We start from the raw sequence: 15,112 nt of genomic DNA on the forward strand, positions 1-15,112 counted from the left end.
CATCGCTCTGTTTTTAACATCGCCTATGGAAAAAAATGGTCTTTTCAGTCAGCGCATACGCTTGCGCCATTTGCATACATTTGTGGCCGTCGCTCAACAGGGAACGCTGGGGCGTGCGGCTGAAACCCTTAACCTGAGTCAGCCCGCACTTTCAAAAACACTCAACGAGCTGGAGCAGCTTACCGGCACCCGGCTTTTCGACCGTGGCCGCCTTGGCGCACAGCTTACGCTCGTGGGGGAGCAATTCCTGACGCACGCCGTCAAGGTTCTGGACGCGCTCAATACGGCGGGACAGGCATTGAACCGCAAAGAAGAGGTCACGCGTGACGTCGTTCGCGTGGGCGCCCTTCCAACAGCCGCGCTGGGAATTTTGCCTGCGGTAATCAGTCAGTTCCACAAGCAGCAGAAGCACGCCACTATTCAGGTGGCGACCATGAACAACACCATGCTCCTCGCGGGGCTGAAATCCGGTGAGCTGGATCTGGGGATCGGACGGATGTCCGATCCTGAACTGATGAGTGGCCTGAACTACGAGCTGATGTTCCTGGAATCGCTAAAGCTGGTGGTGCGTCCTGGCCACCCGCTTTTGCATGACACCGTCACCCTGAGCCGCGTGATGGAATGGCCCGTCGTGGTCTCACCAAAGGGGACCGTCCCGCGTCAGAATGCTGAAGCGCTGCTGGAAATGCACGGCTGCACGCTGCCGTCGGGATGTATTGAGACGCTCTCAGCCTCCCTGTCGCGCCAGCTGACCGTGGACTACGACTACGTGTGGTTCGTGCCGTCCGGCGCGGTGAAAGACGATCTGCGCCACGGCACGCTGACGTCACTGCCCGTTACCTCGCCGGGAGCAGGTGAACCGATCGGCATCCTGACCCGCGTTGATACCCCCCTGTCGACGGGCGCGCTGACGCTTTTAAGCACAATCCGCAAGTCCATGCCCGCCTGATACTCCTTTATGAGCACGCCCGCTAACCCGTCGTAATGACGGGTTTGATCCCTTCTCTAACCAAATAATGCGAAATCATTCATTAACATTTGCGCAAAACAATTTAACAGTTTTATCATAGCGGCGAATTCACCAAATGGTTCATTCACGCAGTGATGGCCGCGAATTCACGCGTACTTACACGCACTGATTACCGTAAACCCTCGCAACTTTCGTCTTTTATTATCCAATTGGTACAGATGCCACACAGCACAGGCCGGGAAGACGGGAGCATTTAAGGAGATAGAAATGGCATTTGGCAGCGCGCCACGTGGGATACCCCGTATTCTGCAGTGGCTCCTTGCCGGACTGATGGCGATCATCGGTCTGGCAGTTGGCGGACTTGGCTTAAAGCTCGCTACGGTAGGCGGAAGTTGGTACTTCCTGATCGTGGGCGTGGTGATGGTCATTGCCGCGATCCTCATTTTCATGAACCGCAGCAGCGGGATAGTGCTTTACGCCATCGCCTTTATCGCCTCGCTGTTCTGGGCGGTGAGCGATGCGGGCTGGGATTTCTGGCCGCTCTTCTCGCGCCTGTTTACCTTTGCCGTCCTGGCGTTCCTCTGTGCCGTGGTCTGGCCGTTCCTGCGCGCCGCGAACCGCACCGCGCCGGTTAACAAAGCCCCGGCCTTTGGCGTAGCCGCCGTTCTGGCCGTCGCAATGCTGATCGCTATTGGCTGGATGTTCAAGCCGCAGACCCTGGTCACGGCGAACGAAGCGGTTCCGGTGAAGCCTGTGGCGGCCGGCGAGCAGCAGAAAAACTGGGAGCACTGGGGCAATACCACCCACGGTGACCGTTTCGCCGCGCTGGATCAAATCAACAAGCAGAACATCGGCGATCTGAAAGTCGCCTGGGTTGCCCATACGGGCGATATTCCGCAGAGCAACGGCTCGGGTGCGGAAGACCAGAACACGCCGCTGCAGGTTGGCGATACGCTCTACGTCTGCACGCCTTACAGCAAAGTGCTGGCGCTGGATGTGGATTCTGGTAAAGAAAAATGGCGCTATGACTCAAAAGCCACCGCGCCAAACTGGCAGCGTTGCCGCGGCCTGGGCTACTTTGAAGATCATCAAAACGTGACAGCGTCACAGACAGAAACGCAGCCTGCCGCCTGCTCTCGCCGCCTGTTCCTGCCTACCACCGATGCGCGCCTGATTGCCATCAACGCCGACAGCGGCAAGGTCTGCGAAGACTTTGGCGATCGCGGCATCGTTGACCTGAGCGTCGGCATGGGCGATATCAAACCGGGCTATTACCAGCAAACCTCTACACCGCTGGTGGCGGGGAATGTTGTCGTGGTCGGTGGACGCGTGGCGGATAACTTCTCCACGGGTGAACCGCCGGGAGTCGTACGTGCCTATGACGTACACACCGGTAAGCTGGCCTGGGCATGGGATCCGGGCAACCCGAATCTGACCGGCCTGCCGCCGGAAGGCCAGACCTACACGCGCGGTACGCCGAACGTCTGGTCAGCCATGTCTTACGACGCCAAACTGAACCTGATCTATCTGCCTACCGGCAACGCCACCCCGGATTTCTGGGCGGGTGAGCGTACCGCGCTGGATGATAAATACAGCTCGTCCATCGTGGCCGTCGACGCCACGACCGGTCAGGTTCGCTGGCATTTCCAGACGACCCACCACGACCTGTGGGACTTTGACCTCCCTTCTCAGCCGCTGCTGTACGATCTCCCTGACGGTAAAGGCGGCACCACGCCGGTGCTGGTGCAGACCAGCAAGCAGGGCATGATCTTTATGCTCAACCGCGAAACCGGCAAGCCGGTGGCGAAGGTTGAAGAGCGTCCTGTTCCAGCGGGTAACGTTGAAGGTGAACGCTACTCCCCGACCCAGCCCTATTCTGTTGGCATGCCGATGATCGGCAACCAGACGCTGACCGAATCCGATATGTGGGGAGCAACGCCTGTTGACCTTCTGCTGTGTCGTATTCAGTTTAAAGAGATGCGTCATCAGGGCGTCTTCACCCCGCCTGGCCTGGACCGTTCCCTGCAGTTCCCGGGCTCGCTCGGTGGGATGAACTGGGGCAGCGTATCGGTTGACCCGAACAACGGCCTGATGTTCGTCAATGACATGCGTCTGGGTCTGGCAAACTACATGGTGCCGCGCGCCAACGTGGCGAAAGATGCCAGCGGCATTGAGATGGGTATTGTTCCAATGGACGGCACGCCGTTCGGCGCAATGCGCGAGCGTTTCCTCTCGCCGCTGGGTATTCCCTGCCAGAAACCGCCGTTCGGTACCATGTCCGCGGTTGACCTGAAATCCGGCAAGCTGGTCTGGCAGGTTCCGGTAGGTACCGTAGAAGACACCGGCCCGCTGGGTATTCGCATGCATATGCCAATTCCAATCGGCATGCCGACGCTTGGCGCATCGCTGTCTACCCAGTCTGGCCTGCTGTTCTTTGCCGGCACTCAGGACTTCTACCTGCGCGCGTTTGATACCGCTACCGGGAAGGAGATCTGGAAGGACCGCCTGCCGGTAGGCAGCCAGTCTGGCCCGATGACCTACGTTTCACCGAAAACCGGTAAACAGTACATCATCATTAACGCGGGTGGTGCTCGCCAGTCGCCGGATCGTGGTGATTACGTTATCGCCTACGCGTTACCGGACAAAAAGTAAGACATGAAAAAAGGGACTGAAAAGTCCCTTTTTTTTACACGGTGGAGACGGTTTTGTAGGTCGGGTAAGCGAAGCGCCACCCGACACTGCTGGCGACTCAGAACGTCTCCCAGTTATCCCCGTTATCAGCAACCGCCGGACGCAACGCAGCCTGCTTTACCGCCGCAGTGGTCTGCTGTTGAGTGTGCCCCTGAGCTTTACCGTTCAACCGAAACGCGCCAACCGCCTCGGTCAGGCGTGCGCCCTGTTCTTCCAGAGATGCCGCTGCAGCGGACGCTTCTTCCACCAGCGAGGCGTTCTGCTGCGTCACTTTGTCCATCTCAGAAATCGCCTGGCTGACCTGCACGATACCGCGACTCTGTTCATCAGAGGCGGCGGCAATTTCCAGCATAATATCGGTCACGCGCTTAACGGCGTCGACAATCTCATTCATGGTGTTACCTGCGGCAACCACTTCGCCCGAGCCCTGGTCGATCAGCGTCACCGATTCATTGATCAGGCTTTCAATCTCTTTCGCCGCGTTGGCGCTACGGCTAGCCAGCGTACGCACCTCGCTCGCCACTACCGCAAAGCCGCGGCCCTGCTCGCCGGCACGCGCGGCCTCTACCGCGGCGTTCAGCGCCAGGATATTGGTTTGAAACGCAATGCTGTTAATCACCGCGGTGATTTCAGAGATCTTCTTCGAGCTGGTGGATATATTGCCCATGGTTTTCACCACGCCGGAGACCATCTGACCGCCGCGGCTGGCCTTGCCGGAGGCGTCTTCTGCCAGCTTGCTCGCATGGTGCGCGTTATCGGCGTTCTGTTTCACCGTTGCAGTCAATTGCTCCATGCTGGCGGCCGTCTGTTCAATCGCGGCCGCCTGCTGCTCGGTGCGGGATGAGAGGTCCGTGTTGCCGGCTGAGATCTCACTGGTCCCACGATAAATCTCTTCCGCCCCCTGGCGCACGGTGCCCACAGTGGTCACCAGCGAGTGCTGCATGGTTTGCAGATCGCGGGTTAAGCGGCCAATTTCACTGCGCCCCGTCGCGTCGTCCGGCATCGTTAAATCACCTTTGGCGATATTCTCGATGCGGGTGGCGGCACGCTGAAGCGGGTTAATTACCGTCCTGCGCAGCACGATAAAGGTCATGGCCGTCAGCACCAGCGCCAGCGCGAAGGCGCCCACCATAAACATCAGGCCCAGCTGGGTGCGTTTATGCGCCTGCGACGTCAGGGCATTGGCGCGGTCGGTACGGATCTTAATCGCCTTCAGCAGCACGGCGTTATAGGCGTCGTCCAGCGGGCGCGCGGACTCGTTTTCATGATTGATTATCGCCTCGAACATCCCGTTTTTGGCGTATTTGAGCATCGGCTGAAGGCCCGCAATATAGGCGTCGTACCGCGCTTTCAGGTCCGCGTCCAGCGCTTCATCGGCAGGCGTGCGTACGTTACGGCCCATGTAGGAGGCAAACCCCTGCTGCGACTGCTTAATGCGCGTCTCCGCCTCGCTGATGTTTTGCTTCATCGCATCCATTTCTGCGATACGGCTTGCCGCACCCGCATGGATCATGTTGATTCGCGCCGTTCGCAGATGGTTAGAACTGTTCGATAAACCGGTGCGTACCTGAATTTCAGCCGTAACATCCTGCTGGTCGGTATCCGCCTGCAGCAGAAAATAGCCCGCCAGCGCAGAGCTCAAGGCAAACAGAAGAATGATGCCACCGAGAATGGAGGAAAACAGCGGAACCAGCCTGATGTGGTGCAAGAAGCTCAGCTTGTGCTGCGCCTGCACCGAAGTTGTGTTGTCCATGACCGTCGACTCTCTTATAGGTAAGATGCGTAAAAACACGCCTGTAAAATAGTCATCGGCACGGCAGGAAATTTGATTACGGCTAAAAGCGCCAGACAGGTCACACTTTAGAGAAGATTATTCAAGAAATGCCAGCGGCAAAAACCGCTGGCAGAATAATCAGTTGTCGCCGAAATGGATGACGGTACGAATGGATTTACCTTCATGCATCAGATCGAACGCCTCGTTGATTTGATCCAGCGGCAGACGGTGGGTAATGAACGGGTCGAGCTGAATTTTCCCAGCCATGGCGTCTTCAACCATACCCGGCAGCTGCGTACGTCCCTTGACGCCGCCAAACGCCGAGCCGCGCCACACGCGGCCGGTTACCAGCTGGAACGGACGGGTTTTGATCTCCTGGCCTGCGCCAGCGACGCCAATGATGATGCTCTCACCCCAGCCTTTGTGGCAGCACTCGAGGGCGGAACGCATCACGTTCACGTTACCGATACATTCAAAACTAAAGTCAACGCCGCCGTCGGTCAGTTCAACGATCACGTCCTGAACCGGCTTATCATGATCTTTCGGGTTCACAAAATCGGTCGCGCCCATGTCGCCGGCCAGCTTGAATTTTTCCGGGTTGGTGTCCACGGCGATGATACGACCGGCTTTCGCCTGCACCGCGCCCTGGATAACCGCCAGGCCAATACCGCCCAGACCGAACACCGCAACGGTATCGCCTTCTTTGACCTTCGCGGTGTTATGCACTGCGCCGATACCGGTGGTCACGCCGCAGCCCAGAAGACACACTTTATCCAGCGGAGCCTGCGGGTTGACCTTCGCCAGCGAAATTTCCGCACAGACGGTGTACTCGCTGAAGGTGCTGGTGCCCATGTAGTGGTAGATAGGCTCGCCGTTGTAGGAGAAACGCGTAGTTCCGTCCGGCATCAGGCCTTTACCCTGGGTGGCACGAACGGCCTGGCAGAGGTTGGTTTTGCCGGATTTACAGAACTTGCACTCGCCGCATTCAGCGGTATACAGCGGGATGACGTGGTCGCCCGGCTTAAGGCTGGTTACGCCCTCGCCCACTTCGACAACCACACCGCCGCCTTCATGGCCGAGTACCGCCGGGAATACGCCTTCAGGATCGTCACCCGACAGCGTAAATGCATCGGTATGGCATACGCCGGTATGGGTAATTTTAATCAGCACTTCGCCTTTCTTCGGCGGCGCTACGTCGATTTCAACGATTTTCAGCGGCTGGCCAGGGCCAAATGCGACAGCTGCGCGAGATTTCATCATGTTTCCCTTATTGTGAGGTCTGTGGGTTTATTTTAGATAAGAGCGCAGCAAATGGCCGACTTCTGCCATCCGAACGGCTCGCTGATCCGGAGTTGTCTCCCCCGTCACCAGCTCATCTTTGAGGTGAATTTCGACCATTTCGCCCATCAGGCCGTTGGCAGCACCACGCACGGCGGCAATTTGCTGCAGGATGGCCAGACAGGGCTCGCCCGACTCCAGCGCGCGTTCAAGGGCATCAACCTGGCCCCGAATTCGCCGGACGCGAGTCAGAATACGTTTTTTATCTTCGGGTGAATGCGGCATACGCCCTCCTTAAAGATACTATAGGGGGGTATGGTACCTGCATTATTGTATCGATGTAAATGTGTTAATTGCAACGCTGTTCAGCCAGGGAGACATATCCTAAAAATCCCTCAACCTGATTCGAGCGGCTATCCTTAAACTATCCACAAAAGGAGGTAAGAATGTCTGATTTCGACGCTGATAAGAACGCTCAATTTGCTGGCGAAAAAGCCAAAAACAAACTTGATGAACTTGCAGGCTCTGCGCAGCAGCAGTTTGGCGACTTCGTTGATTCACCTAAACACCAGGTGAAGGGTGCGGCAAAAAAATATGCTGCACAGGCCAGCGATGCCGTATCTGATGTGACTGAAGCCGTAAAAAATAACCCACTGACCGGCCTGATTGCTGCCGGGGCGGTAGGTGTCGTACTGGGCCTGTTGCTGGGCCGTAAGTAATCTCAGGCCCCTCGGGGCCTTTTTTCTCTTCTGTTTCCTTCAGCCAGGCTCCTGCACCCCCGGGCCCAAAATGCCCGATAACACGACGGCCTCAGAGGTCGAGCAAATCTCGATATCTTCGCCCATCAGATGCCAAACCCCTCTTGTTATCCCTCCCGTTTCAATATCCGTGATTGGTATATCCGAGTAGCGGGCTTTCTGAACGATCCCCCTAAACTTTATCCAGTAGTAACCGTCTTGCATGGCATACCCTCCTTTTTGGCATGGATAAAGTATTGCAAAGAACCAGCAATCTGGCGGGAAAGGAGGATAAAATTTTTCCATTTTGAAAAAGTTGTACATTTTCCCTGTACAGATTTAGCGTGATGGTATAAATTCATTTGCATCAATGTTGCTAAAATGTTTTTTAACGGTGGAAAATTATGCGTCGTAACCTGGCACCCTCATCTGCAGAAAGCGCTATCACACTGTATTTCAATAAAAACAATATTCCCAGCCAGCAGGAGACGCTTGGGCTGATCGTCAGTGAAATCATTAAGGAAAATGTACAACTGAGCAGAATGACAATTTGTACAAAGCTGCTACGACGTATCGAAGAGTCTTCCTGTGAAGAAGAAAAGGCGCATTACAACGGTCTGATCGCCCTCTTCTTCGAGCGATAACGTGAAGAAATACTGTTTTTTAACTTACTAAGTTAGTTACGCTGATGGGCTATCTTTACCCTAAGCGATGACTAACCCAATGCTACAGCCCTCCGCATGTAGCAGAGTGAGATTGAAGCTATGCATAGAACCAGATTTGAACGACTCAAAGACGACCTGATTGGTGAGGCCGTTTTATCCATATTAAAAGAGAACGGGCCCATCACCTTTGCATCGCTTGCCGAGCGCCTGCGTGCAATGGCTGGCGTTGAGTCAGATGATGAACGTAAAAATGCATTAGTTGCTGCTGAAGATGAAGTACGCCAGCGCGTGACGGGCGTATCACAAGACAGAGGAAGAGTGATCGGCGACTATGACGTAGGTCGAATCCGTTCCCTCTTCAAAAAAGACACTCTTCTTTTCCCCGATAAGAAACACTAATTTGCAACGGACACGGTGACCACCATGAGCAAGGCGATGAGACAGCAGACGTATAATTTTGAAGCACTGCACGATAAAGGACTGGCCGAACATTTTCTTAACGCGGGTAAGCATCTCAGCGATGAGGCCGAAGTGTTAGGTTCTGCAATACGCTGTATTTTGCTTTGTGGTGATAACCTTTCGAACAAAGAGATTATCCTGCAGCTGATCCACGCGCTTGAAATTACACCAGAGCCTGAAGCGTGTGATGTGATCCGTAACACGCTTGAAATTGTCGTCGGATTTACCCGGGACGACATCTGATTAAAAGAGCGCGATGATCTCCACTCCTGTCTGAAAGCTGGTGGGTTGAAGAAAGAGTATTTCTACTATTACCCTCACCCACCAGCAGCATAAATCATTAGCTAAAAAGCCTCACCATGCGGTCTAATTCATCCTCTCTTACCGCGCGTGAGAGATAATATCCCTGGAAGTTTTTGACCCCAAGAGCAATCAGCTTTTCGAACTTTTCTTCACTATCTACTCCCTCTGCAACGCAATCACTTCCTGACATATCGCTGTATATTTGTATCGCTTTAATCAAATTATAATCATTGTCGTTAGCCACGAACTGCTCAACAAGATCGCGGTCCAGCTTCAGCCCGTCAAAGTGAATGTGCCGCACGGGGAACATCGTGTGATGATTCGAAAAACAGTCATCCAAAAACAATCGACAGCCGGTATTTCTCAAGCGCCGCATCGTTTCAGGGATCGCATTATCCTTCGTAACGTCAATAGTTTCTGCAAACTCAAACACCAGCTTCTCGGCCCAATGCGGCTTAAACAGCATTTCAATCGCCTTTTTGGCCATACCCGGCAGCGCATTTCCGGATGCCAGCCGCGGCGGGATATTGACCGAAAAGTAGTATTTACCGTTATATTTATTGATGCCTGACACAGCGGCATGGATCACCAGCGCGGTTATCTTCAACCAGATTTCAATATCTGAAATGTCAGACAAAAAAGCCGCGGGCTTGACGATCTTACCGTTCTGATTCCAGCGCAGCAGGATCTCAAAACCTACGCCCTTTTTATTACGATCGGTAATAATTTGATAAGCAGGAAATATTTCGCCCTTAAGAAGAGCGTTTAGGATGTCAATCTCGTGGCTGGACAACCGTTCTCGACTATTTTTTCGATCGCCGCTGCCCTCCGTTCGTAATACATGCGTATCGTTTAACCACATTCTGATGGGCTGTATTTTTCTGACGCCCTCTTTGCGATGGGTATAGACGGTCTTATCCGACAGGCCCATTTTTTCACACTGTTCTTTTACCGACATTCCGCGGTAAAAATTTAGCAACACGTCAAGCTCGCGCCGGGTTAATCCCTTTGCCACCTCTTTATAAGAACAGTCTGTATAGGCCTCGCATAATAAGCGAGAGTGATTTTCCGCCACATCAGCCGTATTTTTAAAAGCATCCGAGATATCCGAAACGCGGGCGACTCTCACCCTGGATAAGTGTTGTTTATCATGGAGAAGACTGCCCAGCGTTCGGTAAAGCCAGCTGTCGGGAATTTTTCCATACAGCGTAACCCGTCGAACCACAGGAAGAACGTTAAGAACTGAAGCCAGCTTCTTCAGGCTCTCCAGTAGAAGAGCAATATCGTCCCCAAGAAAAACACAGATTTCAGCTTCTTGATTTGAAACAATATTTTCTACGTCCCCCGAGTTCGGTTCATCATCATTAAAACGAAGGTGAGTCGCATTTATCCCGTGCTGCTGCAGAAAAAATGTGTATCCCTGGAAGGTAAAGCCACAGGCCGAGATGACAAAGTGTTGCTCATAACGTGCAGCATTTCTGTGCGAAATAGTTTGGATCATATCCTGCTCCTGGGGACACAAACACAATTCTTTGACCGAGAGAATGGCCAGAAAAAGGGCAGCAAAATAATATTGAAATGTAACAAACTTGAAATAAGCTCGTTGTGTAAAATAATTTTACAGCACCCGAATACGTTAATAAACCGTTATCAACGCAACACTCCGGAACATCTTTGGGTTAATCAACCCGCGCATCCATACGCGACGTAAATATAAGTATATTTTTAAACAACCACAGTGAATATGTCATCCACAATGGTATAATGAAAATTCCTAAAAACAGACTGGATACTTCATCTCATCGCTTATTTGATTAAGAGAAAATGCTATGGATAATCACATTTCATCCAGAGCTTTGCTGCATCGACGGGATGTCATTAAGAGCAACCCACGATTCAGCGAGGCAATAATAGAACACTACACCATTAACGACAGCATTTATAAAAAACAGCCATTGTTCTACAAAACCATGCTTCAGGAATCACGCTTCAATATCATACTTTCTATGTGTTGCTTTATTTTTGGAAATCAGGCCGAATCAGTATCAGAGATTAAGGAACTATGCTCGCGATATCATATTGCCAGCCCCAACAGCGTCATTGCAATTATCACCATATTGAGAACAACCGGTCGTATCAAGACCTGGCGCTGTAGCGAAGACCGACGAAAAACACGAATCGCCCCAACAGAAAAAGGACTCAATGAACTTAAACGCTATATGTCCGGCGCGTTCTTACCCGTCAGCATTCTCTATCCGGCGTTCAATATTAACGTCAACCTGTTAGACAGCGACGTATTACGCAACAACTTCTTTAGACGCGCGGCGGAATACCTGTTTCGGGGATTAACATTCAAAAAAGTCTTGCCTGAGGTGGGATTATTTATCGAAAAGGACGGAGGCCGAATGATTATGCTCTATTTGTACCTGCAGGCCATTAAGAATAAAACCGCGCACGGTGCCATAATCGATTACTCAGCCAGCACGCTCGCGAAAGAATTTTACGTTTCGCGTATTCACGTAAACAGAATTATCAAAACGGCGCAGGAGGCGGGTTATTTAAAAGATCGCGGAGAAGGTCGAATGTCGATTTATCCGGCATTCCTTGAGCTGGTTGAAAACTATGCTGGTTTATATTTTGCTTACGTTACGCACTACATCAACGTTGTACCGAAAGAGCGGCGCCACGCTCCTGGCGTGACGTCCACCGTATAACCCCACCGGCGTTCGGTTCCCCGAACGCCTTTTTTTATCTTTCGCGCAGCGCCTCTTTTGCTTTGTTCAACGGCTTCAGCAGATAGTCGATAATGGTTTTGCTCCCCGTTTTGATATCCACGGTGGCTATCATGCCAGGAAACACCGGGAATGCTTTGCCCTGCTTATTGGTCAGATGATTGCTGTCGGTACGGATATAGACGCGATAGTAATAAACATCCCTTTTCACCTCGTCCTGCAGGGTGTCCGGTGAAATCATCGTCACTTCCCCTTCCAGCCCGCCGTAGATGGAGTAGTCATAGGCCGTGATTTTTACCAGCGCTTTTTGGCCAGGATGAATAAAGGCGACATCGCGCGGGGAAATTTTCGCTTCTATCACCATCTGGTCATCAAGCGGTACCAGGCTCATCAGCTTTCCATTGGGTGGAATGACCCCGCCGACGGTCGTTACGTCGATATCCTTCACGATCCCCCGGACCGGCGCGTTAAACGTCAGGCGGGTCAGGGAATCCTCACGTCCCTTCATCACCGAACGCTGCGCTTCCATCTCGGCGTTGGCCTTGGCCAACTCCTCGCGGGCGCGCACGTAGTACTGGTTTTTCATCTCGGTGATCTTATTCTCAAGCTCATTTTTTTGACGCTCAAGCCGTAACACCTCCACTTTACTGGCCGCGCCCTGCGTCACCAGCGGACGGGTCAGGGAGAGTTCTCGCTGTATCAGCTCGGTGCCCTGGCGTAACCCTGCCAGCCCTTTGTCGAGACTTTCGCGACGCGACTGATAAAGCGCCGTCTCCTGTTTAACCAGTTCTACGTCGTCATCCAGCTCCGCCGGGAAGACCAGCGCGGTGTCGTTCACCTCGGCGTTCAGCCGCGCGGCCGTTGCCATCGCGGCGTTGAGTCGAGACTCACTTTCCAGCACGCTGGACTCGGTTTTCGTGCGGTCGAGCTGGGCAAGCTGCTGACCGCGCTCAACGATGTCGCCCTCGCGCACCATCAGACTGTGAATAATCCCTCCTTCAAGGGACTGGATCACCTGCTCATGTGAGGACGGGATCACCTTGCCGCTGCCGGTGGTCACTTCATCAAGATGGAACAGGCTCGCCCAGGTAATAAAGACCACCAGCAGGGCAAAGAGTGACCATGCGACCAGGGTAGCGCGCGGCAGGCGCGGCTCCTTCAGGCGGCTGTTAAAGCGGGAGAAATCATTCATGCCACGCCCTCCGTTTTCATCGTGACGGTACGCTGCGGTGCTTTCTGCGCCGCCATGCCGTGCTGGCTCAGAATGGCGTCACGCGGGCCATCCATCACCACCTTGCCGTTCTCCAGGACAATAATGCGGTCAACCAGGTCCAGAATAGGCAGACGATGCGTCGCCACCACCAGCGTTCGGCGCTTACCCAGCCACTGGTGAAGATGCTGGATAAACTGCTTCTCGCTGACTTCATCCAGCCAGGCGGTAGGCTCATCCAGCAGCAGAATGTTTGGCGACGTAATCAGCGCGCGCGCCAGCAGTAACGCCTGACGCTGACCGCCGGATAGCCCGGCGCCCCCTTCATTGATGATGTAGTTCAGCCCCATTTTCTGCTTGCGGACAAACTCCAGCGCGCCGCTGTTGACCAGCGCCTGATGAATTTCATCATCGGTGGCCAGCGGATTGCCCATCAGGATGTTGTCGCGCACCGAGCCAAAGAACAGCCGCGCCTGCTGGCTGAGCAGCTGCATATCGCGACGCACGTCAGCCGGATCCAGGTGGTTTAAGGCAATATCATCCAGAAGAATGCTGCCCTGCTGCGGCTCCTGCATCCCCGCCAGCAGGTGCAGAAACGTGCTCTTGCCCGATCCATTCCGCCCGAGCACCGCAATGCGCTCCCCGGCACGGATCTTCAGCCTGCTGATGTTCAGCACGGTGAGCTTCTCTTCTTCGTCGTAATAAAACCCGACGTTGTCCAGCTGATAATCACCGCGCAGGTGGGCTTTGTGCACTTTTTTGCCCTGCTGCGGATCGTCAATCGGGCGCTGCATCAGGTCATCGAGCCCCTTGCGCGCCACCTTTGCCGACTGCCAGCGCGACAGCACGCCTGAGATCTGCGACAGCGGCGCAATGGTCCGCGACGCCAGAATCGAGGTACCCACCAGCGCACCGGTGGTCATGTCGCCGCTGATGACGAGGTAACAGCCCACCAGCAGCACCACGGCGTAAACGATTGACTGTACTTCCTGCGTCCACGTAAGCAGCAGCCCCGTCAGCCAGCGCTGCTTCATGCCGACGCTGGCAGCCACGTCATTGGTGTTATTCCACTGGTTCTGAAAACGCTGCTCGGCGCGCATCAGCTTGATGTCTTCTAGACCCTGCACCGCTTCCACCAGCGTGGCGTTACGAATAGCGGATTCACGCATCCCTTCGCTGGAGAGTTTCCCCAGCGGGCGCTGCACCAGCAGCCCAGGGATCAGCAGCAGCGGAACGGCAAGCAGGACCACCAGCACCAGCGGGCCGCCAATCATCCACAAAATAACGACAAACAGCAGGAAGAACGGCAGATCGGAAATGGCCGCAATGGTGGTTGAAGTGATCAGCTCGCGCACCGACTCCAGCTCGCGGATCTGCGCGATAAACGAGCCGGTTGATTTCGAGCGCGCGCCGTTCTTAATCCGCAGAGCGTGGGCAAACACGCGTTCAGAGATCCGCAGATCCGCGCGTTTCCCGACCACGTCGGAAATATGCACGCGCAGCATACGCATGATGAATTCGAATACGATGGCGATCATCACGCCGCCAAACAGCACCCACAGCGTGGCTTCCGACTGCGACGGCACCACCCTGTCGTACACCTGCATGGAGAAGACCATGCCCGAGAGCGCCAGCACGTTGGCCACCAGCGCCACCAGCATAATGTCGCTGTAGCGACGCCAGTCCTTCAGCGCCAGCTGCCAGAACCAGTTTTTCTCATAGGGTTTGATGTAGTCATCGACGCGCGCGTCCGGCGTCGATTCAAGCGGGCGCAGCACCGCTACGCTTTTGAGCCGCGAGCCCAGTTCTTCGCGCGTCAGGGTCGTTTCCAGACCGCCATCGCCGCTGAACTGCAGGCTGACGTTTCCTTCAGCGTCCATGCGGTTGATCACCGCAACCTGCCCGCCGGTGAATTCCGCCAGCAGCGGCAAGCGCCACGGGTCGAGCGATACGGCCTGCGCTTCTATCCTACGCATCCCCAGCCCTAGCTGACGCGCCATCTCCTCCAGCACCAGATGGCGCGGAGACTGACTTTCATGGTTAATCGTGACCCGAACGTGCTCTGCCGAAAAATCCAGCCGATAGTGCTTTGCAATGATGAGCATGCCCTGCAGCCAGGGTTCGTACTGTGGATGTGTCTTCATAATGCTACGTCCTGTCCAGTGCGATAATTACGCACTGAAATGATACCCTTGCGAGATGATTAGAAATCGAACACTCCCTAAACGAGCCCGCAAAATAATCTTGTGAAATATAGGGTTATGGCTACTCGTGTAAAGAAACGCAAAAAGCC

General features: G+C 54.2%; 13 protein-coding genes. 7 read left to right on the forward strand and 6 right to left on the reverse strand.

Translation table 11 applies throughout. The annotated features are described in order from the left end of the window. The first annotated feature begins 25 nt into the window (after window positions 1-25). Both D5067_RS11995 and D5067_RS12000 read left to right on the forward strand, forming a co-directional pair. A complete protein-coding gene (locus D5067_RS11995) occupies window positions 26-949 on the forward strand; it encodes a LysR substrate-binding domain-containing protein (RefSeq protein WP_119936726.1) in 924 nt (307 codons plus the stop codon). Window positions 950-1,237: 288 nt separating this feature from the next. Further along, window positions 1,238-3,622 (forward strand): glucose/quinate/shikimate family membrane-bound PQQ-dependent dehydrogenase, encoded by a 2,385-nt coding sequence (locus D5067_RS12000; RefSeq protein ID WP_119936727.1) that lies wholly within the window; start codon window positions 1,238-1,240, stop codon window positions 3,620-3,622. 97 nt (window positions 3,623-3,719) lie between these two features. On the opposite strand, the gene D5067_RS12005 is transcribed toward D5067_RS12000, so the two are convergent. From D5067_RS12005 to D5067_RS12015, 3 genes are all read right to left on the reverse strand, one after another. Then, entirely contained in the window at window positions 3,720-5,414 is a 1,695-nt protein-coding gene (locus D5067_RS12005) for a methyl-accepting chemotaxis protein (protein ID WP_119936728.1), read from the reverse strand. A gap of 159 nt (window positions 5,415-5,573) precedes the next feature. Then, window positions 5,574-6,692: an S-(hydroxymethyl)glutathione dehydrogenase/class III alcohol dehydrogenase gene (locus D5067_RS12010; RefSeq protein ID WP_119936729.1), complete on the reverse strand. Its 1,119-nt coding sequence runs from the start codon at window positions 6,690-6,692 to the stop codon at window positions 5,574-5,576. Window positions 6,693-6,722: 30 nt separating this feature from the next. Beyond that, on the reverse strand, window positions 6,723-6,998 hold the full coding sequence (locus D5067_RS12015) for a metal/formaldehyde-sensitive transcriptional repressor (protein WP_063451370.1): 276 nt from the start codon (window positions 6,996-6,998) through the stop codon (window positions 6,723-6,725). 161 nt (window positions 6,999-7,159) lie between these two features. On the opposite strand from D5067_RS12015, the gene D5067_RS12020 reads away from it, so the two are divergent. From D5067_RS12020 to D5067_RS12035, 4 genes are all read left to right on the forward strand, one after another. Beyond that, window positions 7,160-7,432: a CsbD family protein gene (locus tag D5067_RS12020; RefSeq protein ID WP_119936730.1), complete on the forward strand. Its 273-nt coding sequence runs from the start codon at window positions 7,160-7,162 to the stop codon at window positions 7,430-7,432. 422 nt (window positions 7,433-7,854) lie between these two features. Next, on the forward strand, window positions 7,855-8,094 hold the full coding sequence (gene ycgZ, locus D5067_RS12025) for a regulatory protein YcgZ (RefSeq protein ID WP_119936732.1): 240 nt from the start codon (window positions 7,855-7,857) through the stop codon (window positions 8,092-8,094). Between the two features lie 120 nt (window positions 8,095-8,214). Next, the gene (locus D5067_RS12030) at window positions 8,215-8,514 is read left to right on the forward strand and encodes a hypothetical protein (protein ID WP_119936733.1); all 300 of its coding nucleotides are present in this window, start codon (window positions 8,215-8,217) and stop codon (window positions 8,512-8,514) included. Window positions 8,515-8,538: 24 nt separating this feature from the next. Beyond that, window positions 8,539-8,817: a biofilm development regulator YmgB/AriR family protein gene (locus tag D5067_RS12035; protein ID WP_119936734.1), complete on the forward strand. Its 279-nt coding sequence runs from the start codon at window positions 8,539-8,541 to the stop codon at window positions 8,815-8,817. 97 nt (window positions 8,818-8,914) lie between these two features. Here D5067_RS12035 and D5067_RS12040 read toward each other — a convergent pair whose 3' ends face one another. Continuing rightward, the gene (locus D5067_RS12040) at window positions 8,915-10,378 is read right to left on the reverse strand and encodes an EAL domain-containing protein (RefSeq protein WP_119936735.1); all 1,464 of its coding nucleotides are present in this window, start codon (window positions 10,376-10,378) and stop codon (window positions 8,915-8,917) included. Window positions 10,379-10,706: 328 nt separating this feature from the next. Between D5067_RS12040 and D5067_RS12045 the strand changes: the two genes are divergently transcribed. Next, window positions 10,707-11,591 carry a MarR family transcriptional regulator gene (locus D5067_RS12045; RefSeq protein ID WP_119936736.1) on the forward strand — a complete coding sequence of 295 codons (885 nt, stop codon included), beginning with the start codon at window positions 10,707-10,709 and terminating at the stop codon, window positions 11,589-11,591. A 34-nt stretch (window positions 11,592-11,625) separates the two neighbouring features. On the opposite strand, the gene D5067_RS12050 is transcribed toward D5067_RS12045, so the two are convergent. After that, complete coding sequence (locus D5067_RS12050) at window positions 11,626-12,801, reverse strand: HlyD family type I secretion periplasmic adaptor subunit (protein WP_119936737.1); 1,176 nt, start codon at window positions 12,799-12,801, stop codon at window positions 11,626-11,628. Continuing rightward, a complete protein-coding gene (locus D5067_RS12055; protein WP_119936738.1) occupies window positions 12,798-14,963 on the reverse strand; it encodes a type I secretion system permease/ATPase in 2,166 nt (721 codons plus the stop codon). The genes D5067_RS12050 and D5067_RS12055 overlap by 4 nt, the downstream gene beginning before the upstream one ends. Window positions 14,964-15,112: the final 149 nt, after the last annotated feature.

Source organism: Enterobacter huaxiensis, from assembly GCF_003594935.2.
GTDB lineage: Bacteria > Pseudomonadota > Gammaproteobacteria > Enterobacterales > Enterobacteriaceae > Enterobacter > Enterobacter huaxiensis.

Excerpts from the sequence above, each read along its gene's own strand:
- D5067_RS12000 (WP_119936727.1), top strand. The coding sequence starts at position 1,238 with ATGGCATTTGGCAGCGCGCCACGTGGGATACCCCGTATTCTGCAGTGG.
- D5067_RS12055 (WP_119936738.1), bottom strand. The coding sequence starts at position 14,963 with ATGAAGACACATCCACAGTACGAACCCTGGCTGCAGGGCATGCTCATC.
- D5067_RS12045 (WP_119936736.1), top strand. The coding sequence starts at position 10,707 with ATGGATAATCACATTTCATCCAGAGCTTTGCTGCATCGACGGGATGTC.
- ycgZ (WP_119936732.1), top strand. The coding sequence starts at position 7,855 with ATGCGTCGTAACCTGGCACCCTCATCTGCAGAAAGCGCTATCACACTG.
- D5067_RS12005 (WP_119936728.1), bottom strand. The coding sequence starts at position 5,414 with ATGGACAACACAACTTCGGTGCAGGCGCAGCACAAGCTGAGCTTCTTG.
- D5067_RS12010 (WP_119936729.1), bottom strand. The coding sequence starts at position 6,692 with ATGAAATCTCGCGCAGCTGTCGCATTTGGCCCTGGCCAGCCGCTGAAA.
- D5067_RS12030 (WP_119936733.1), top strand. The coding sequence starts at position 8,215 with ATGCATAGAACCAGATTTGAACGACTCAAAGACGACCTGATTGGTGAG.
- D5067_RS12020 (WP_119936730.1), top strand. The coding sequence starts at position 7,160 with ATGTCTGATTTCGACGCTGATAAGAACGCTCAATTTGCTGGCGAAAAA.
- D5067_RS12015 (WP_063451370.1), bottom strand. The coding sequence starts at position 6,998 with ATGCCGCATTCACCCGAAGATAAAAAACGTATTCTGACTCGCGTCCGG.
- D5067_RS12050 (WP_119936737.1), bottom strand. The coding sequence starts at position 12,801 with ATGAATGATTTCTCCCGCTTTAACAGCCGCCTGAAGGAGCCGCGCCTG.
- D5067_RS12035 (WP_119936734.1), top strand. The coding sequence starts at position 8,539 with ATGAGCAAGGCGATGAGACAGCAGACGTATAATTTTGAAGCACTGCAC.
- D5067_RS11995 (WP_119936726.1), top strand. The coding sequence starts at position 26 with ATGGAAAAAAATGGTCTTTTCAGTCAGCGCATACGCTTGCGCCATTTG.
- D5067_RS12040 (WP_119936735.1), bottom strand. The coding sequence starts at position 10,378 with ATGATCCAAACTATTTCGCACAGAAATGCTGCACGTTATGAGCAACAC.